General features: G+C 61.4%; 17 protein-coding genes. 4 read left to right on the top strand and 13 right to left on the bottom strand.

The genetic code is table 11. The annotated features are described in order from the left end of the window. Window positions 1-334 precede the first annotated feature (334 nt). Window positions 335-595 carry a YebG family protein gene (locus CI807_RS12040; RefSeq protein ID WP_016978245.1) on the top strand — a complete coding sequence of 87 codons (261 nt, stop codon included), beginning with the start codon at window positions 335-337 and terminating at the stop codon, window positions 593-595. An 82-nt stretch (window positions 596-677) separates the two neighbouring features. Here CI807_RS12040 and CI807_RS12035 read toward each other — a convergent pair whose 3' ends face one another. Continuing rightward, window positions 678-1,391: a dienelactone hydrolase family protein gene (locus tag CI807_RS12035; RefSeq protein WP_095014809.1), complete on the bottom strand. Its 714-nt coding sequence runs from the start codon at window positions 1,389-1,391 to the stop codon at window positions 678-680. A 246-nt stretch (window positions 1,392-1,637) separates the two neighbouring features. Here CI807_RS12035 and CI807_RS12030 point away from each other — a divergent pair, with 246 nt between their 5' ends. Next, entirely contained in the window at window positions 1,638-2,945 is a 1,308-nt protein-coding gene (locus CI807_RS12030; RefSeq protein WP_095014808.1) for an acetamidase/formamidase family protein, read from the top strand. Window positions 2,946-2,953: 8 nt separating this feature from the next. On the opposite strand, the gene CI807_RS12025 is transcribed toward CI807_RS12030, so the two are convergent. After that, the gene (locus CI807_RS12025; protein WP_016978242.1) at window positions 2,954-3,973 is read right to left on the bottom strand and encodes a Glu/Leu/Phe/Val dehydrogenase dimerization domain-containing protein; all 1,020 of its coding nucleotides are present in this window, start codon (window positions 3,971-3,973) and stop codon (window positions 2,954-2,956) included. A gap of 186 nt (window positions 3,974-4,159) precedes the next feature. On the opposite strand from CI807_RS12025, the gene CI807_RS12020 reads away from it, so the two are divergent. Continuing rightward, the gene (locus tag CI807_RS12020) at window positions 4,160-4,963 is read left to right on the top strand and encodes a SirB1 family protein (protein WP_095014807.1); all 804 of its coding nucleotides are present in this window, start codon (window positions 4,160-4,162) and stop codon (window positions 4,961-4,963) included. Here the strand turns inward: CI807_RS12020 and CI807_RS12015 are convergent. From CI807_RS12015 to hmgA, 4 genes are read right to left on the bottom strand one after another with little or no spacing between them, the layout of a single operon-like run. Continuing rightward, complete coding sequence (locus CI807_RS12015) at window positions 4,960-6,327, bottom strand: aromatic acid/H+ symport family MFS transporter (RefSeq protein ID WP_095014806.1); 1,368 nt, start codon at window positions 6,325-6,327, stop codon at window positions 4,960-4,962. The genes CI807_RS12020 and CI807_RS12015 overlap by 4 nt on opposite strands. A 40-nt stretch (window positions 6,328-6,367) precedes the next feature. After that, complete coding sequence (gene maiA / locus CI807_RS12010; RefSeq protein WP_095014805.1) at window positions 6,368-7,009, bottom strand: maleylacetoacetate isomerase; 642 nt, start codon at window positions 7,007-7,009, stop codon at window positions 6,368-6,370. 12 nt (window positions 7,010-7,021) lie between these two features. Beyond that, complete coding sequence (gene fahA / locus CI807_RS12005) at window positions 7,022-8,308, bottom strand: fumarylacetoacetase (protein WP_095014804.1); 1,287 nt, start codon at window positions 8,306-8,308, stop codon at window positions 7,022-7,024. Window positions 8,309-8,311: 3 nt separating this feature from the next. Next, the gene (gene hmgA / locus CI807_RS12000; RefSeq protein ID WP_095014803.1) at window positions 8,312-9,595 is read right to left on the bottom strand and encodes a homogentisate 1,2-dioxygenase; all 1,284 of its coding nucleotides are present in this window, start codon (window positions 9,593-9,595) and stop codon (window positions 8,312-8,314) included. Between the two features lie 120 nt (window positions 9,596-9,715). Between hmgA and CI807_RS11995 the strand changes: the two genes are divergently transcribed. Continuing rightward, the gene (locus CI807_RS11995; protein ID WP_095014802.1) at window positions 9,716-10,495 is read left to right on the top strand and encodes an IclR family transcriptional regulator; all 780 of its coding nucleotides are present in this window, start codon (window positions 9,716-9,718) and stop codon (window positions 10,493-10,495) included. 1 nt (window position 10,496) lies between these two features. Here CI807_RS11995 and dacB read toward each other — a convergent pair whose 3' ends face one another. From dacB to CI807_RS11960, 7 genes are all read right to left on the bottom strand, one after another. Beyond that, window positions 10,497-11,942 (bottom strand): D-alanyl-D-alanine carboxypeptidase/D-alanyl-D-alanine-endopeptidase, encoded by a 1,446-nt coding sequence (gene dacB / locus CI807_RS11990; RefSeq protein WP_095014801.1) that lies wholly within the window; start codon window positions 11,940-11,942, stop codon window positions 10,497-10,499. A 51-nt stretch (window positions 11,943-11,993) separates the two neighbouring features. After that, window positions 11,994-14,411 (bottom strand): TonB-dependent receptor, encoded by a 2,418-nt coding sequence (locus tag CI807_RS11985; RefSeq protein WP_095014800.1) that lies wholly within the window; start codon window positions 14,409-14,411, stop codon window positions 11,994-11,996. A gap of 109 nt (window positions 14,412-14,520) precedes the next feature. After that, window positions 14,521-15,456 (bottom strand): glutathione S-transferase family protein, encoded by a 936-nt coding sequence (locus CI807_RS11980; protein WP_095014799.1) that lies wholly within the window; start codon window positions 15,454-15,456, stop codon window positions 14,521-14,523. Between the two features lie 75 nt (window positions 15,457-15,531). Further along, on the bottom strand, window positions 15,532-15,807 hold the full coding sequence (locus CI807_RS11975) for a GIY-YIG nuclease family protein (protein ID WP_016978233.1): 276 nt from the start codon (window positions 15,805-15,807) through the stop codon (window positions 15,532-15,534). 37 nt (window positions 15,808-15,844) lie between these two features. Continuing rightward, a complete protein-coding gene (locus CI807_RS11970; RefSeq protein ID WP_095014798.1) occupies window positions 15,845-16,315 on the bottom strand; it encodes a nuclear transport factor 2 family protein in 471 nt (156 codons plus the stop codon). A gap of 92 nt (window positions 16,316-16,407) precedes the next feature. Beyond that, complete coding sequence (locus CI807_RS11965; protein WP_095014797.1) at window positions 16,408-17,043, bottom strand: response regulator transcription factor; 636 nt, start codon at window positions 17,041-17,043, stop codon at window positions 16,408-16,410. Window positions 17,044-17,229: 186 nt separating this feature from the next. Then, entirely contained in the window at window positions 17,230-18,036 is an 807-nt protein-coding gene (locus CI807_RS11960) for a response regulator (protein WP_095014796.1), read from the bottom strand. Window positions 18,037-18,402: the final 366 nt, after the last annotated feature.

Genomic DNA, 18,402 nt, shown 5'->3' with positions numbered 1-18,402 from the left:
ATGCGCAACCCGCCATAACACAAGAATGCAAATGCAAAAACGTCTGCAATCTCATAGGGGGTTGTTGCGCGTCCTTGTTGGGCCGCCAAGCCCACTCGCCGCAAATGCAGCGCCCGAGGAAGGTAAGCCACTGGACAATTCCAGCGCAACCCCGGCAAGTTGTCAGAAATTTCCGTTGTAGCAAACCCCCATTTCCCAACTACATTAAAAAACTGCTACCCAAACCCCCGTGGTTTGGCTTACTCTTTTAGCTGTATATAAATACAGTAATAGCAACACCCGAACACAAGGGCCACTCCCCTTCACTACTGCACCCTGATGACGAGGCCAAAAAATGGCTGTTGAAACCCTGTATCGCAGTACCCGCGACTTGGAGACTACATTCGTGGATCGCAAACTTGCCGACGCACACGACCAGATGCTTGAACTGGCAGAGTCTCTGATGGATGTCCTGTTGAAAAACGTGGAAGGCTTGACTGAAAAGCAGGCAGAAGACGCCGGTATTTTCATGGCCAAGAACCGCGCCGCCTTTGCAGCAGCGTTCAAGAACAACGCCAGCGCCCTGGCCGAGATCGGGCAGCCAGAGGCAGAGTAAGGAGGCCGGCCCGCCTTCGTTGATTCAGGGTGAACCAACAGGTTCAGGCAGACCGGCAACTCATCGTTTTACCGAAGGCTATTTACGCCTGCCACAGGGTTTTGCCGAAGAAGGTCAACGTGCGGTCCCACGCCAGTTGCGACCATGCGGCGTCGTATTGCGTGTCGGGGATACGGCCGTGGCCGATCGCCGTTTCATTGGCAAAGGCATGGCGGGCCAGGTAGCGATAAAACGTAGCGTCCACACCTGCCGCGTGCAGCGTTGACTCCAGCTCCGCAACGGTGTCGATGTTGAAAAAAGCATCCTGCGTGCCCCAATGGCCAATCAGCGGTGCTTTGATTTTTGCTGCATCCAGGTATTCAAGCGGTGGGAAGCCATACCAGACCACACCCGCCGCCAGCTCCGGAATGGCATTGAGCGCCAACAGCGTCAACGCCCCGCCCATGCAGTAGCCGGTCACGCCCACTTTTTTCGAGTCGGCCTGCAGGTAACGCACCGCGCCTGTGATGTCCTGGGACACTGCATCGCCAAAATCCAGGCTGTCCATCAGGTGATGGGCTTCTTCCTCTTCCACGGTCGAGGCGCCGCGATAAAGGTCCGGCACCAGCACCCGGTAACCGCACTCGGCCAGGCGGATGGCCACGCCCTTGATCTGCTCGTTCAGCCCCCACCACTCTTGAATCAATACGATGGCCGGCGCCCCTTCCAGCACAGCCGGGCTGGCCAGGAAGCCATTGACCTCGGCACCGTCTGGACGCTTGAACGTTACGGAATGCGCTGTTGCTTGATTGGACATGAAGACTCTCCGCGGCAAGTAGGAAAACGATGGCGGGCAAGCACCAGAAAGCGCCCGCCTTCAGAACCCTATCAGGATTTTTACGCTGACAAACCCTCCTCTCCCCTCGTTATGTACCACTGTGTATTAGCGCACCCGCGCGACATATTCGGGATACAAAACACCGGTCTACTGGGCCTGCCTGAACCTTCCCTGTTCAATACGCCGTGACCGAAGGTTCAATCACATAGGACCCGGAGAATAAAAATGCACGACTCAACACCGGTTGATCGCCTGATCGTCAACACCTACACCAATGGCCTCATCGGCCCCAGCCAGAAGATGCTCGGCCCGCTAGCCGATGGCGGCACGCTTATCACCGGTACTCCGCCGGGGTGTTGGGGCCCAATGATCACGCCCGCATTTGAGGGTGGCCATGAGGTGACTCAACCCGTATTCATCGCCGGCGCAGAGGTCGGTGACGCCGTGGCCCTGAAGATCAAACGCATGCGCGTGACGTCGCTGGCCACTTCGTCAGGCGTCATGCGCTTTGTTGAGGGGCGCTATCACGGCGATCCCTTTGTCGCCAAGTTCTGCTCCAACTGTGGGCAGGAGCATCCCGCCAGCCATGTCGAGGGGATCGGCGCAGACGCCATTCGTTGCAACGCCTGCGGGGCGGAGGTCAGCGCGTTTCGTTTCAGCCATGGCTATGTGATCGTGTTCGATGCCGAGCATCAGGTGAGCCTGACCGTGAACCAGTTGGTCGCCGACCGCCTCGCCGGCCAGGCACCCGATATGGCGGCGTTGCCGGAAATGTCCGCCCAGCATTCGATCCTGTCCCTGGCCCGCGCCGATATCCCCGGCCTTGCCGCGCACATGCGGCCTTTCCTGGGCAATATCGGCACCACGCCTTCACGCGACCTGCCGGATTCCCACAACTGCGCTGACTTCGGCCAGTACCTGGTCGGCGCGCCCCACCGCTACGGCATGACCCATGACCAACTGCATGCGGCGAAAACCGACGGGCATATGGACACCAACTCGGTACGTGAAGGTTGCGTGCTGATTTGCCCGGTGAGAGTCCCCGGCGCCGGGGTTTATATGGGCGATATGCACGCCCAGCAAGGCAACGGCGAAATTGCCGGGCATGCCACCGATGTGTCGGGCGAAACCGAACTCACTGCCCACGTGATCAAGGGGTTGAACCTTGACGGCCCGATCCTGCTGCAAAACCTTGATGACCTGCCGCCCATGGCGCGCCCAATGACCGCCGAGCAACGGCTGCACGTCAAGGCATTGGGCGAGCGCTGGGGGCAATTCGAGATCGAAGATAACGGGCCCATTACCTTTATCGGCAGCGGCGCCGACCTCAACCTGGCGACGGAAAACGGCCTGGAGCGCGCGGCGGCGGTCACGGGCCTGTCGATGGATGAGGTGCGCAACCGCGCAACGCTTAACGGTTCGATTGAAATCAGCAGGTTGCCGGGAACCGTTCGCGTGACGATCCTGTGCCCGATGCACATTCTGGAGCGCATGGGGATCGGCTCACTGGTGCGCGAGAAGTATCAACTCTGACGGGGGCATCAGCGGTACAGCAAGCGCTCGGCCAGCTCATCCGCCACCCGGGCGGGTGAGCGTTTTTCCGCCTGGGCGTGGGCGAAGATCTCGGTGAGTCGCGTGCCGATGTTGGACAGGTGCGCGGTAATCGTTGGCAGCTCCGCTCCGCCGTGCTTCAGCGCGACGTAGATCAGGCCACCGGAGTTGATCACGTAGTCGGGGGCGTAGAGGATGCCGCGTGCCTCCAACTGATCCGCGTTGTCCAGATGAGTCAATTGCGCACTGGCAGAACCGGCCACGGCGGCGCAACGCAATTGGCCGACGCTCTGACGGTTGAACACGGCGCCAAGACCACAGGGTGCGAGGATGTCGCACGGCGTGCTGAGTAACGCGTCGTTGGCAATGGGGTGCGCGCCCAACTGCTCCATGGCCAGTTGCACCTTGCCGTGATCGATGTCGCTTACCAGCAGTTCGGCTCCGGCGGCGTGCAGTTGTTCAGCCAAGGCGTAGCCCACATTTCCCAGCCCTTGGATGGCCACGCGCAGGCCTTCGAGGTTGTCGCTGCCCAGGCGCGCCATCGCGGTGGTACGGATGCCGGCGAACACGCCCATGGCGGCATGGGGCGATGGGTCGCCTGCGGCGGTGGTGCTGGTGACGTAGCGGGTATGCTGGGCGATGCAATCCATGTCCGCCACTGAAGTGCCACTGTCGACGGCGGTGATGTAACGGCCGTCGAGTTGCTCAACGCATCGACCAAAGGCTTCAAATAATGCGGCACGGCTTTCCACGTGGCCGGGACGCAGGATCACGGCGGTGCCCCCGCCCACCGGGAGACCGGCCAAGGCCGCCTTGTAGCTCATGCCTTGGGCCAGGCGCGCGGCATCGGCCACGGCACTTTCGTCGTCGGGGTAGGAAAGGTAGCGACAGCCACCGAGGGCGGGCCCCAGGCGACTGTTATGGATGGCGATGACCGCCTTCAGCCCGGTGGCCGGGTCGATGCTCAAGTGCAGCGATTCAAGGCGGGTGCTGTGCATGAGAGCAAACATCGTCAAGCTCCCGAATCACTTCTGGTAGTGGGCCAAGTATAGGCTTGCGGCAGAAAACTGCCGGACCAGGCTGGAATAAGCCGCCCGATTTCACAGGGCTTGCGACATAAGCACGCAGGATATTTCCCAAGCCACTGGACGAAAATTCCCAGCAAGGCTAAAACGGGGCATCTGCCGGAGAATGCAATGAATCCCCGCAAAGCCTTTTTCGCCTGCCTGGAACGCTCCCCACCCGCGCTGTTTGAAGCGGCGTTGTGGATTGCTGCCGAGCATGATCCGGCCGTGAAGCCCTTGCAGATCCTGCAGGAACTGACCTTGCTGCAACAACAGGTGAGCCTGGGCATGCCGCTGTTACCGGCGGATGAACTGGGCCAGCCGCTGTTGCGGCGCTTGAATGACCTGGGATTTGCCCAGGATGAATTCACGCCCTTGCGCCCCGCCGCCGCCCTGCTGGACAAGGTCTTGCAACGCAAACGCGGGCAACCCCTGGCCATGGGCCTGATCGCCCTTGAGCTGGCGCGCCGCCTGGAGATCCCGATGGTCGGCGTGAATTTCCCCGGCCATTTCCTTTTAAGAGTCCCCGGCGCCGATCACCTGCTGGATCCCTGCGGCGGCCGGCGCCTGTATCCCAACGACTGCCGCGACCTGTTGCAACGTCAATACGGCCCCAACCTCAAGTTGCAGGCCGATCACCTCCACACAGCCGACCCGCGTTCGATCCTGCAACGGTTGTCACGCAACCTGCGCCAACTGCACCTTTCCAACGACGACCCGCTCCAGGCCTTGATCGACGCCGAACGCGTGCTGGAATTGGGCAACGCCAGCGCCGCCGATTACCTGGCACGGGCCAGCCTGTATCAGCGCCTGGACTGCCCCAACGCCGAACGCTTCGACCTGGAACACGCGCTGATGCTCAGCGAAGACCCGATCCAACGCCTGCGCCTGACCGAGCGCCTGGGCCACCTGCCACCCAATTCAGTGGTGCATTAAGCCTGCGGCGCCTTGAGGACATCGCCCGGCAGCGGACTCTTCGGCACCTCGGTTCCAGGCGAACGCACCTGAATGATCAACAACGCCGCCATCACCGCCGGTATCGCACAGAAAAAGAAAATCTGCTGCACCGGAATATGCATCGCCAGCAACATACTGCCAAACAACGGCCCCAGGATTGAACCAAAACGCCCCACGCCCAGCGCCCAGCCCGTTCCGGTGGCGCGCACGTGTGCCGGGTAGAAGTTACTGGCGAAGGCATTGAGGGTCAGTTGGCCACCGATGATGCAAAACCCGGCCGCAAATACGCAGGCCACCAGGTAACGCGGGTTGTCATGATTCAGGCCGAGCAGAAGGGTGCATACCGCAGCCGCTGCCAGCACGCCGGACAACAGCCGCACTTTGCTTTTCAAGCGGTCGGCAAACCAGGCCATGCCGATGGCGCCCAAGGTGCCGGCAAACAGGAACATCGAGGTCACCAGGTTGGCTTCTTTCAACGCCAAGCCACTTTCCAGCAACAGCGACGGCAACCAGCTGATCATGAAATACAGCAGGATCAGGCTGACAAAAAAGGTCGCCCAGATCAGCAGCGTCGGGCGCGCGTAGCCGTTGCGAAACAGCTCCACCACCGTCAGCTTGGTGCCCTGCTCCTGCTGGTTTTCCGCCTCGGTCGCCGGCGGCGGTTGCCAGTCCGGCAGCATGCGTGACGTTACGCTCTGCAGCCGCGCATAGGGCGGTGCATCACGCAGCAAACGCGGCAAGGACTCCGGCAGCAGCCACACCAGAAACGGGAACAACAGCAACGGCGTCACGCCACCCGCCAGGAACACCGCCTGCCAGCCGAAGCCTTCGATAAACCCCGCCGCTACAAACCCGCCCGCTGCGCCACCGAACGAGAAGCCACACGCCGCCAACGTCACCATCAACGTGCGCAGGCGCGGCGGCGAGTACTCCGACATCAACGCCATCGCGCTGGGCATCGCGCCGCCCATGCCGATGCCGCAGATAAACCGGGCGGCCATCAGCGTGTTCAGCGAATTGGCAAAGACCATCAGCACCGTAAGCGTGGCGTAGATCAGTACACAGCCAAGCAGGATGCGACGCACGCCGAACCGATCCGCCAGCGGCGTCACCAGCAACGACCCCAAAGTCAGCCCCAGCAGGTTGGCGCTGAATACCGGGCCGAATGCAGCCTTCTCCAGCCCCCAATCCTGGGCCAGCGCCGGCACTACGTAACCCAGCACCTGGGCGTCATAGCCATCGGTCACCAGCAGCAGCGCCAGCAACAGGAGTATCAACCACTGATAACGCGACACCGGACGGGCGTCGAGTGCCGCACGAAAGCTGGCAATTTGATTGTGCATCGCAAGTACCTGTTTTTTTATTGTTATGCAACAGCAAGCGTCAGGCGGCAGGTGTATCTGGCTGGTTGGCGGGATGTGCCTGCACAAAGGCCGGATGCTGCGCCGCCAACGCCGCCACCCGCCCAATGCGCGGGTACGCCGCCAGCGGCACCTTGAAGCGCTCGGCCGCATACAGTTGCGGAATCAGGAAGGTGTCGGCCAACCCCGGCTGCTCGCCGAAGCAAAACCCTTGGTCGCCGATCAACTGCTCCACCGCGCCCAAGCCCTGGCTGATCCAGTGACCGATCCATTCCAACAGTTGCGCCTCGTCATGCCCCCATTGGCGCAGCAGGTTCTGGGTGCTGGAGTTATGCAGCGGATGGATGTCGCAACCGATGATCGAGGCCACCGCGCGCTCATGGGCGCGGGTCGCCAGGTCCTTGGAGAGCAGCGGCGCCTGTGGATAACGTTCATCCAGGTATTCGATGATCGCCGGCGACTGAATCAACAGTTCGCCCTCATCGGTACGCAAGGCCGGGACGCGACCTTGCGGGTTGATCGCCAGGTATTCAGGCTGGCGGTTGGCGCCGCCCGCCGGCACCAGCAGGTTGACCGGCACCGCGGTAAAATCCAGGCCCTTGAGCGCCAGGGCAATGCGCACCCGGTACGACGAAGTGGAACGGTAGTAGGTGTAGAGTTCCATTGCCCTGCCCTCCTAGCGCGCTGCGATCACGGTGCCACGGCATTCGCCGAAACCGATGGAGGTAAACCCCTCACGGTTGCAGCGCGCACGCAGGATGATTTCGTCGCCGTCTTCAAGGAACTTGCGCACTTCGCCGGACGGCAATTCAACGGCTTTTTTGCCGCCTTCAGTCATTTCCAGCAGGCTGCCGAATTGGCCGGTTTGCGGGCCGGACAACGTCCCCGAACCGAACAGATCGCCTGCCTGCAATTGGCAACCGTTAACGCTGTGGTGCGCCACCAATTGCGCAACCGTCCAGTACATATGCAGGCTGTTGCTCAGGGCCAGACGATGGGCCGGCAGGTTCTGCTCGCGCATGGTGGCAGTGGTGAGCAGTACTTCCAGCTCGATATCCAGGGCACCTGCGGCCTGGTCACGTTTATCCAGCAGGTACGACAGTGGTTGCGGGTCGCCTTCAGGGCGCGCCGGTTGCGCTTTGCGGAACGGTTCCAGGGCTTCAGCCGTGACGACCCAAGGCGAGATGGTGGTGATGAAGCTTTTCGACAGGAACGGCCCCAACGGCTGGTATTCCCAGGCCTGGATATCCCGTGCCGACCAGTCATTGAGCAGGCAGAAACCGGCGATGTGATCGGCCGCGTCACCAATGGCAATCGAATCGCCCATCTCGTTGCCCTGGCCGATCCAGATGCCCAGCTCCAGTTCATAGTCCAAGCGTGCACACGGACCGAAAGTAGGTTCGGTCTGCCCGGCCGGCAGGGTCTGGCCCTTGGGGCGGCGTACATCGGTGCCCGACGCGCGAATGGTCGAAGCCCGACCGTGGTAACCAATCGGCACGTACTTGTAGTTGGGCAGTAGCGGGTTATCAGGACGGAACAGTTTGCCGACGTTTTGCGCGTGCTCGATGCCGACGTAGAAGTCGGTGTAGTCATTGATCCGCGCCGGTACATGCATTTGGCAATCGGCGGCGCGGTGCAGCACCTGCGCTTCACGGGTGTGCAGCTTGCTGCCTTCGGCCAGCAGTTCCAGCAGGCGCTCGCGCAAGGCCACGCGCGGGCCGCGACCCAGTTCAAAGAAAGCGTTTAGTTGACCACCGACAGTCGCTTCGACGGCGCGACGGGCTTCACCGTCGAACTCATCAATGGCGGCGTGCAGATCCAGGATCGAATCACCAATCGCCACGCCCGCGCGCGGGGCCGAGCCATTGATGCTGAACACGCCCAACGGCAGGTTCTGCAGGGGAAAATCGCTGTGACCATTGGCGGAGGCCACCCAGCTACGGGTAAGTGTGGACTGAGTCATGGGTTATCTCCGGTTCGGGTTGAAGGTGGCGGGCAGCGAGGCCCAGCACGCGTCATAAGTGGTTTGCAGTTGCGGGCAGTCCAGGGCGAACTGGGTGGGACGCAGCACTTGGCTGGTCTCGAACATGAAGGCCATGGTGTTGTCGATCTTGTGCGGTGCCAGCTCCACGTTGATGGCCTTGGTACAGGTCTCGCCGTCCGGGCCGTGGGCACTCATGCAGCTGTGCAGCGACGCGCCGCCGGGCAGGAAGCCTTCGGCCTTGGCGTCGTAGGCGCCCTGGATCAGGCCCATGTATTCGTTCATCAGGTTGCGGTGGAACCACGGCGGACGGAAGGTGTTCTCGGCCACCATCCAACGCGGCGGGAAGATCACGAAGTCGAGGTTGGCCAGGCCGTGGGTGCTGGTAGGCGAGGTCAGGACGGTGAAGATCGACGGGTCCGGGTGATCGAAACTCACGGTGCCGATAGTGTTGAAACGGCGCAGGTCGTATTTGTACGGCACGTTGTTGCCGTGCCAGGCGACTACGTTGAGGGGCGAATGGTCCAGCTCGCAGGCCCAGAGCTCGCCGAGGAATTTCTGCACCAGTGTTGTCGGTTTCTTCACGTCTTCGTAGTGGGCGACCGGCGTCAGGAAATCACGCGGATTGGCCAGGCCATTGCTGCCGATGGGCCCCAGGTCCGGCAGGCGCAGTGGCGCGCCATGGTTCTCGGCGACGTAACCGCGTGCTTGCGCATCCAGCAGCTCGACGCGGAATTTGAGGCCGCGCGGCAGCACGACGATTTCCAGCGGTTCCACTTCCAGCACGCCCAATTCGGTGGCGATGCGCAGGCGGCCTTGCTCGGGGACGATCAACAGTTCGCCATCAGCGTTGAAGAACACACGCTCCATGGAACGGTTGGCGCGGTAGTTGTAGACGCTGATGCCTGAAGGCTTTTGCGCCGCCGAATTGGCGACCATGCCTACCAGCCCATCAATGAAATCCGTCGGTTCGCTCGGCAAATCCAACGGATTCCAGCGTAAGCGATTGGGCGTCACCTCCCCCAACGGCCCGCCGGCCAATTGCCGCTCCAATTTGATGAAAGCAGGATGATTGGCCGACGGCTGAATGCGGTACAGCCAGGTGCGCCGGGCTTCACTGCGCACCATGGTGAACGCCGTGCCGGAGAACAGTTCGGTGTACAGCCCATAGGGCGCTTTTTGCGGGGAGTTCTGGCCGACCGGCAGTGCGCCGGGCAAGGCTTCGCTGGCGAATTCATTGCCGAAGCCCGACAGGTATTCGAGGTTCATGGATCGTCCTCTGTGCGGAAGTTGTTTTTATCGTAATCCAGTTACGCATAACGTAATTTGATCACTATCGACCGTCAAGCTATAAAGACGCCCATTCATCTCTCGGATTCTCGCCCCTCCATGGAAAAGCCCCGCGACACCGGTAAACAGAAAGTCCGCTCGGCCGAAGTGGGCACCGATATCCTCAAGGCCCTGGCCGAACTGTCGCCGGCGACGTCGCTGTCGCGTCTGGCCGAACACGTGCAGATGCCGGCGAGCAAGGTGCACCGCTACCTGCAGGCGCTGATCGCCTCGGGTTTCGCCGAACAGAACACCGCCACCAACCACTACGGGCTGGGCCGCGAAGCCTTGCGCGTGGGCCTGGCGGCGCTTGGCAGCATGGATGTTTTGAAAGTGGGCGCGATGCCCCTGGCGGAGCTGCGCGATGAGTTGAACGAAACCTGCTTCCTGGCGGTATGGGGCAACCAGGGCGCGACCGTGGTGCAGATCGAACCCGCCGTGCGTGCCGTCACCGTGGTGACGCAATTGGGTTCGGTGCTGCCGCTGCTCAGTTCGTCCACCGGGTTGGTGTTCAGCGCCTTTCTACCGTCGCGGGAAACCGTGGAGCTGCGTGAACGCGAAATCCAGGCTGGTATCGCCCATGCCCTGGCAGATGACCAGGCCTACGCCACCGCCTGCGAACAGATCCGCCACCGTGGCCTGCATTTTGTGCATGGTTTGTTGATGCCCGGCGTCGATGCGTTATCTGCGCCTGTCTTCAACGCCATCGGGCAAGTGGCAGCGGTGATGACCGTGGTCGGCCCCACCTCGTTATTCCACGCCGACGAAGACGGCCCGGCGGCGCAGCACTTGCTGGCGGCGACCCGGGCCGTGAGTTGGCGCATGGGCTATCAGCCCTGAATTAGTCGTGCCACTGCACCAGGGCCAGCACCACGCGGTTTTCCAGGGCGCGGATCGGTGCGGCGGTGCTCAGGTAGTTGTTGCTGATCATTGAAAACACCAGGCGCCGGCCCTGGGCGTCGGTGATGTAGCCGCTCAACGAAGACACACCGGCCATGGAGCCGGTCTTGGCGTGCAGGTTGTTTTCCGCCGCCGTCCCGCGCAAGCGATAACGCAAGCTGCCGCCGCTCATGCGATCGGAGTTTCCAGCGATCGGCAAGGCGCTGTACCAAGCGTCGAACCAAGGCTGCTTGGCCGTCGCCAGCAGCAGATCGGTGAGGTTCTGCGACGAGACCAGATTGCGCCGCGACAAGCCCGAACCATCGACCTGGCTCAGCGTCATCGGGTCCAGACCCTGGCGGCGCATGAAGTCCGCCACTGCCGCGACACCCGCCTGCGCGGTGCCTGCATTCGACACTTTACGCCCCATGGCCTTGAGCAAGGCTTCGGACATGTTGTTGTTCGACAGCTTGAGCAGCGGCGTGATCAGTGCCTGCAAAGGCGCCGATTGGTGCTCGGCCAACACCCTGGCTGTTACCGGGGTTACGCCGCCGATCACGCGCCTCCCCAGCACCTGAATGCCCTGCTGCACCAGCGCCTGTTCAAACAGATTGGCCACCAGTTGCGTAGGCTCCCACACACTCACCCATTGCCGGCTTTGCTTGCCGGGCGCCAATGCGCCGGTGAGTTGCAGCAGATTGGTGCCGTGCTGGCGAGTGATCCCGTAATTGTTGCCAGGGCCGCTGACTGCACGGTTGCTCAGCTGTACGTAGTCGGTTGAAGGGCTCACCACCACGCTGACCGGTTGGCCAACCATGGCGGGCGCCTTTGCCGTGACCAGTAGCGTGCCCGCATCAAAATCCGTGTTGGGCGATACGGTCAGCGCGGAAATCTGCGCGCCGTAGTAGGTGCTTTCATCGTCGTGTGCCCAGTCCACGCCCAGGCGTTCGGCGTCGAAAAAGGTATCGTCAAATACCAAGTCGCCCTGGACCTGGCGCACGCCCTGGCCCGCAAGCTGTGCCGCCAATGCCTGGTAATCGGCGAACTGCGTGGTTGGATCGCCTAACCCTTTTAGATACAAGTTGCCGGTAAGGCGCTCGCCCTGCTGCGTGCCGTTGCTCAGCAGTTGTGTGGAGAAGCGGTATTGCGGCCCTAGTACATCCATCGCCGCGGCGGTGGTGAGCAACTTGAGATTGGAGGCGGGAATCAGGCGGGTTCGCGGGTTGTGTTGATAGAGCGTGCTACCGCTACGGGCATCACGCACCATCAGGGAAACCGTGGCGCCGTTGAGGGCCGGGTCAGCCAGGAGTTGCTCCAGGCTTGCCGGGGTGGAAGTCGGTGAAACACTCGCGCAACCACCCAGCAAAACGCTCAAGCACAGCAGATGTAGCCATCGTCCAAAATGCATCAGTATCGTTTCCGCCAAGACATCAGTGGCGGCAACGCTACCACAAACCCTTTAGAACTCCAGGGTGCTGGACACCGACACCTGTCGCGCATCGCCCATGGACACAAACAAGCGGCTGGCCGCCGAGGTGTAGTAGACGCGGTCGAACATGTTCTTCACGTTGAGCTGGAACTTGACCTTTTGCCCATCGATCTTGGTGTCGTAGGTCGCGAACGCATCCGCCACGGTGTACCCCGGCAAGGTGAAATCGTTGGCCGCATCGCCTGCGCGTTCACCGACGTAACGCGCACCGGTGCCCACCCGCAACTGGTCGCCACCAAAGATGTTGCCGAAGTCATAAGCCACCGCCAGCGAGCCGGTGTGCTTAGCGACGTTTTGCAGGCGGTTGCCTTCCAGGGTCGGGTCCTTGTCCTTGACGTCCAGCGCATCGGTGTAGGCATAGCTGCCGATCAGGCTGACCTTGTCGGTCAACTGGCCGGTGGCGTCCAGTTCCAGGCCACGGGAACGCACCTGGCCGGCAATGCTGTAGACGGTATTGGCACCGGAGCCGACGGAGACCAGTACATTGCGTTTGTCGATATTGAACAACGCGGCGCTGGCGGTGATACGTCCCGGAATGTCGAGCTTGGCCCCCAGTTCCCAGGACTTGGATTCCTCGGGCGTGAGGTCACCGGTCAAGGTGCTACCGTCGGCCAAGGCGGCGATGGTGGAGTTGGGTTTGAACGATTCGGTGTAGCTGCCGTAGAACGACAGTTCATCGGTGTAGCGATACACCAGGCCCGCACGCGGCACCCAGGCCTGGCCGTTGCCGTTGGTGTTGGCCTTGAACGGCACGCCTTTGCCGGCGTATTGGTCATACATCTGATAGCGCGCGCCGGCGACGAAAATCCACTGCTCGTTCAGGTGGAGGGCATCCTGGAAGAACAGCGAATCACTGCGCAGCAGGTCGGTCTGGGCGCTGTCAGCGGGGCTGACGTTGGTGCCCGCGACTTCATTGCCGTACACCGGATTGTTGTAGTTGAACGTGCCGCGTGAGTTCTGGCGGATCAGGTCGGCGCGGTAGATCTTGCGGTACTCGTCATCCAGGCCGAACACCACATCATTCTGCAGGCCGAACACATTGACCTTGCCTTCCAGGCTCGCCGTGGCGAAACGGTCCGTAGTGATCGCCCCCTTGGTGCCGTCCATCTTGCGAGTCAGGGTGCCGTTAGTGTTTACCGCGCTGACGCGCACTTGGCTGGCGTCATAGGTCTCGCGGTTCCAGCTGTAGCCGAAGTGGGCTTTCCAGTCATCGTTCAGGTCGTGATCGGCTTCGAAGCGATACAGGTCGGAACGGCCTTCCATGTTGTTGAAGGGTTCATCCAGACGCCGAGTGGCCGGGATATCCAATGGGTGGTTGGACTTGTCGATGGCGGTGCCACGGTCGAACGGGGTGAGAAATTCGCGGTGTTCGTAGGCAAACAGCAACTTGGTGCTGTCGCCGTACCAGGCCAGGGACGGCGCGATCAGGCTCTCACGGTGCGTGCCGAAGTTACGCCAGTAGTCTTCGTCTTCATGGTCGACGATCAGCCGATACGCCAGGCCACTGTCGCCAATCGGGCCGGTGGTGTCGAGGCTGCCGCCGCTGCCGTTCTTGCCGTCGCCGAAGGTGGAGCCGCGCACGGTCAGGGCGGTGGACTGCACCAGCTCGGGCTTTTTGCTGACGATGTTCACCACGCCGCCAGGGTCCTGGATGCCGTACAGCAGCGACGACGGGCCCTTGAGCACTTCGACACGCTCCGCCGTGGCATTCAATGCACGCCCCTGCACGATGGGCATGCCATCGCGCATGATCGAGCCGTTACGGTTATCACCAAAGCCGCGCAGCATTACCGCGTCCTGGGTGCTGGCCAAGGTGTTGGCCTGGGTGATGCCGCTGATATTACGCAGCGCGTCATCCAGATTGCGCGGGGTTTGGTCGCGCAGCACTTGGGCGGGCACCACGTTGACGGTCTGCGGGGTTTCCAGCAGCAGCGCGTGGGAGCGCATCACCGAACTGGTGGGCGGCGGCTGGTAGCTGGTGCTGTCCTGGGCCTGGCCGACGCCGCTGATGGTGGTGGCGCCGAGGTTGACCGCGCCTTCGGTCGGCACCGGTTCCAGGGCCAAGGTACGTGCGTCGATCTGGCGGAAGGTGAAGCCGCTGTTGCCCAGCAGGCGTTGCAGCGCCTGGTTTGCACTCATCTGCCCGCTGACTGCCGGGGCGCTGAGGCCGTAGGGCGCTTCATCGGTGTAGATCACGCTGATGCCGGTGACCCGGCTGAAGTCGCTCAAGGCCTGGGGCAACGGTTTGGCCGCCAGGGCAAAGTTGAACTGGGCGCTTTGCTGCTCCTGCGCCTGCGCAATGCTCAGGGGCAGCAACGCCAGCCCCGACACCGCCAGTACCGAGGCTCCCAGCCACTGTTTAACCCAACCACCCGCCGTCGACTTCATGCTGTGAGAACCCGTGTAGAAAACGCTGTTAATGCGAATAGATCGCAGTTTCAAGCACTACACGGATGGGCCGTGGATTTACCTCACCTTTATTTGCAAATATTTTTGTTTATTGCGCCTGGATGCGAAACCCCATGCGTGGGAAATGCACATGCACGATGCCGGCACGCTCATCGGTGCGGCGCAGGATCAGCTCTTCGCGCCCGGCAAACAGCAGTTCGCCCGCGACCGGGTCGGTGCCGTAGTCGGTCGCGCAAATGGTCACCTGCTGGCCGGCCTTGAAGCCGTTCAAGTCCTCAAAGACTTCTTCAGGCAGAACAGCCGGTGCCGCATTGCGCGATACGTCCAGGGCCTGCTCGGCGCTCATCTGGGTGGCTGTACCGTGGCCGAAGCCCAGCACGCGATCCAGCCAAGCGGCGACGGCAGGATAGGCGTCCACCAACGGCGACGTCACAGAAGAGCCTTTGAGGAACCACAGGGGGTGAGCCAGGGCAAAGTCGGCAATCGACGGCTCGCCGAACAGGCCCCCCCCCGCCGAGTGCTGCAATTGCTGATTGATGCGATGGATGATCGTCGGCCACTGGTGCTTGGCCTGGTCCAATTGCACACGGGTTGCGGTGCCGCCGCTGAACAGTTTACTGCGGTCAGCAACAAGCACCTGGATCATTTCCGGTGGCACCTTGGCAAATTTAACCGCCAGGGATTCGGGCTGGAACACCAGCGCCACCGCATGGGAAAACACCACCGAGTCGGCCCAGGCGGCGAAGGCTTGGGTGACCAGTTCCAGGCCTTGGGGAAACAGCGCCGGCGCGGATTTTTCCTGCTCCAGGCGTCGCGCGATCAATGCGGTGTCGCAGTAGATATCCGCGCCGACTTGCAACACCGGCGTTTTGCGATAACCGCCGGTCAGGGCGGTGAGGTCCGGCTTGGGCATCACCGGTGAGATGTGCACCGAGCGCCAGGACAAACCCTTGAAGCCCAGCAACAGGCGGGCTTTTTCAGCAAAGGGGGACTGCGGGTAATGGTGGAGGATTAACTCAGACATGCCAGGCTCCGCTTGAGAAGTGAACCGCCAGCTTAGCCTGCAACCACGCGATTGGGGACGATGGGAACCCATCAGTCAAATCAATGAGCCGCTCGCCGCCAGACACTCCTTGGCGCTCTTCTTCAACTTCTTGATCAGCCGTTCCTGACGCAACGCCTCCCCCTTGCTCGCGCATTGCTCGGTGTACACCAGCGCTACCGCCGGGCTCGACAGGAAAAACCGCGCGCCCTTGCCGCTCTGGTGAGAAGCAAAGCGGCGCACCGGGTCATTGCTGATGCCGCAGTACAGCGAGCCATTGGCAGCGCGTACCAGGTAGACGAACCAGGGTTTGGGTTCAGAAGGATCAGTCACAGGTAGATTCGGCTAATACAGAAGAGCGCCAAGCTTATCAACGACTGGCCTGGAATGCCTTCAAACCACGCAACGCCTGGGCACGTACGGCGTTTTTTACCAGCGGCGTCCAACCCAACAGCAAGCCCTTGGTGCCCAGCGCCTGCCGCGACCAACGCCACAGATCAAAGCTGTCGTGGTGTTCGCAGATCTTGCCGTCGCGAAACACAAAGCGCGCCTGGATATCGTTGACCACCGTGTTGCCGGTGGCGCTGAACAGGTACGTCGCCACCCAATGGGCACTGCCACTGCGCTCGTCGCTACGCACATTGTCGAAGGTCAGGGAAAAGTCCTTGGCCCGCGTGGTCAGCATGCGCCACATGTCCCCGGCATCACGGCCGTGCAGTTCGCCAAACGCAGGGTCGCTGAACACCACATCGTCGGTGTAGCAGGCGGCCATGGCCTCGGCGTCCAGGCGCTGGAAGGCGCTGTAGAACTCGGTGATCAGGGCGTTATGGGCATCACGCATGGGCAGGCTCCGCGGGTGTCGAAAAGAGTAGGCGCACGATAAGCTACCCGCGCGGCCATGGCTACTGACATTCGCCACGCTAATACCCGAGCTTAAGGCACCATGCCATTGCTGCGCGCATAAGCAAACAAATCCACATCGGTGGAGATGCACAACCGGTTCATCGCCGTGCTTTTCTGTTTGCTGATGGTCGAGATGCTGCGGTTGACTCGGGCTGCGATCTGGCTGACGGTCATCCCGCTGGCGAGCATGCGTACCACTTCGCGCTCCTTGCCAGACAACTGCGGCTCGGCTTGCTGATCATGGCTGCCGGTTTCAACCATTTGCTGGCGCAGGCACTCGCTGACAAACGTCTGGCCGCCACACACCGCCTTGATGGCTTGCGGCAACTCCCGGGCCGACGCACTTTTGGCCACGATGGCCCTGGCGCCGTGGGCAAACGACGCCCTCAGGGTGGCCACGTTGGCAAACATGGTGACCAGAATCACCGGCACCTGGGGATATTGACGATTCAGCAGGCCCAGCAACCCATAACCATCGGCCTGTTGATTGCCCGGCATGGCGAAGTCGGTGACCAGCACATCGCAGGGTTGATTCGCCACCAATTCCAACAGTTGATCGGGGCCATCTGCCTCGCCCACTACCTTGCATTTGCCATTGGCCTCGATCACCACTTTCTGCCCGACCCGCACAATAGGATGATCGTCAGCGATAATTACACGGAGCATGGGAACCACCTGGATTGCCAGTTGAGTTGCCGCACGTTACCGCTAGTGGCTTTCAGCCACAACCGCCGCTGGCCGTCGTTTTCCAGCAAGGTCCAGCAATCAATGAGCCTCAGGCTAATGCCTACAAAACAAACAGAACTTGCCTACTCTTAAAGACTACATAAAGGTCAGAAATGTCCTGCAAATCTAAAGCGAAGACAAGTACCTCACGTAGCTGTGAATGTCCTTGAGCAGCACACCGAGTGAGCGTGCGTGTCGCGCCACCCCTTCTCGCGCCACCGCATCAATCATTCGTGCACCTCGGGTTTCCAGGGAGTCGGCGCCTAGGAACGCAACGCTTCCAATCAAACGATGCAAATGCTGTGCGGTGGCGCAGGCATCCCTTGTGCGCCGGGCTTCCGTCAGCACGGCGAGGTCCACTCGCGCTTCCCCAACCAGGGTCTGCAACAGTTGTTCCACCGTCGTTACGCTGCCGAAGGTTTCGAGCAGGCTCGCGCGCGTCGGCCAGTGCGGTGCGGCCGCGGGCCGGTAAAGTCGGACGCTGAGGGGCAACCAATCGGTAAGCACGTCGCGCAATTTTTCCAAGGTCACGGGCTTGAGTAACCAGGCGTCCATACCGGCTACCACGCACCGCTGTATCTGCTCTGGCCCAAGGGTGGCCGTAAAGGCAATGATCGGTACGCGCCCAGTACCGGTCAGGCGTTCGTTGCGCCGCACTTGCCGGGTCATGGCGTAGCCGTCCATGACGGGCATCTCGCAGTCGGTCAGCACCAGGTCGATGGGCTGGCGCTCCATGACCGCCAACCCCGCCTGGCCGTCGTCCACCATCACAAACTCGAGCGCCAGCTTATGCAGGATCCAACCGAGTAAAATTCGGTAGGCCGGGTGATCCTCCACCACCAATACCGTCAACCTTTGCCATTTCGCAGGCACCACGCGTGACGACGAAGACGCGCGATCGGCCTCCTCGTCGGGTGGATTACCCGGCTGCATGTTCACCTCGACTACTCGGTACAACGAACGGAGAGACAGGCTCGCCACCTCACCGGGCGCACCTTGCGAGTGCGCAACGCCGACGAATCATTTGAATGGCTTACTACGCAAAAAACACAATGAAAATAGTTAAATGCATGTTTTTTGACGATACAACAACTACGAAAAAACCATTTCTCCTACATATTTAAATACTTCTTCCGACATCTTTCTCAGCCTACGCCGATTGTCGTAATTGTTGTATTCCCCGCAATAGCCGCCGTCGATAAATTGCGCCGCATCCCGATACGGGGAGCAGCCAAGATCGCGCTGCCAACGCTATATACACCACCGCCAGCCTCGCCAGGCGGTCGGCATGCCACGAAA

It is taken from the genome of Pseudomonas sp. NS1(2017) (genome assembly GCF_002269425.1).
Classification (GTDB): Bacteria; Pseudomonadota; Gammaproteobacteria; order Pseudomonadales; family Pseudomonadaceae; genus Aquipseudomonas; species Aquipseudomonas reactans.
The sequence above is the reverse complement of the archived record's forward strand: the minus strand, read 5'-3'. Positions and strand labels throughout refer to the sequence as shown.

Bases quoted from the DNA above. Each gene is read 5' to 3' on its own strand.
- CI807_RS12035 (WP_095014809.1), bottom strand. From the start codon at position 1,391: ATGTCCAATCAAGCAACAGCGCATTCCGTAACGTTCAAGCGTCCAGAC.
- dacB (WP_095014801.1), bottom strand. From the start codon at position 11,942: ATGCATTTTGGACGATGGCTACATCTGCTGTGCTTGAGCGTTTTGCTG.
- maiA (WP_095014805.1), bottom strand. From the start codon at position 7,009: ATGGAACTCTACACCTACTACCGTTCCACTTCGTCGTACCGGGTGCGC.
- CI807_RS11960 (WP_095014796.1), bottom strand. From the start codon at position 18,036: ATGCAGCCGGGTAATCCACCCGACGAGGAGGCCGATCGCGCGTCTTCG.
- CI807_RS11985 (WP_095014800.1), bottom strand. From the start codon at position 14,411: ATGAAGTCGACGGCGGGTGGTTGGGTTAAACAGTGGCTGGGAGCCTCG.
- CI807_RS11970 (WP_095014798.1), bottom strand. From the start codon at position 16,315: ATGCGTGATGCCCATAACGCCCTGATCACCGAGTTCTACAGCGCCTTC.
- CI807_RS12015 (WP_095014806.1), bottom strand. From the start codon at position 6,327: ATGCACAATCAAATTGCCAGCTTTCGTGCGGCACTCGACGCCCGTCCG.
- CI807_RS12025 (WP_016978242.1), bottom strand. From the start codon at position 3,973: ATGTTTGCTCTCATGCACAGCACCCGCCTTGAATCGCTGCACTTGAGC.
- CI807_RS12030 (WP_095014808.1), top strand. From the start codon at position 1,638: ATGCACGACTCAACACCGGTTGATCGCCTGATCGTCAACACCTACACC.
- CI807_RS12040 (WP_016978245.1), top strand. From the start codon at position 335: ATGGCTGTTGAAACCCTGTATCGCAGTACCCGCGACTTGGAGACTACA.
- CI807_RS11965 (WP_095014797.1), bottom strand. From the start codon at position 17,043: ATGCTCCGTGTAATTATCGCTGACGATCATCCTATTGTGCGGGTCGGG.
- fahA (WP_095014804.1), bottom strand. From the start codon at position 8,308: ATGACTCAGTCCACACTTACCCGTAGCTGGGTGGCCTCCGCCAATGGT.
- CI807_RS12020 (WP_095014807.1), top strand. From the start codon at position 4,160: ATGAATCCCCGCAAAGCCTTTTTCGCCTGCCTGGAACGCTCCCCACCC.
- hmgA (WP_095014803.1), bottom strand. From the start codon at position 9,595: ATGAACCTCGAATACCTGTCGGGCTTCGGCAATGAATTCGCCAGCGAA.
- CI807_RS11995 (WP_095014802.1), top strand. From the start codon at position 9,716: ATGGAAAAGCCCCGCGACACCGGTAAACAGAAAGTCCGCTCGGCCGAA.
- CI807_RS11980 (WP_095014799.1), bottom strand. From the start codon at position 15,456: ATGTCTGAGTTAATCCTCCACCATTACCCGCAGTCCCCCTTTGCTGAA.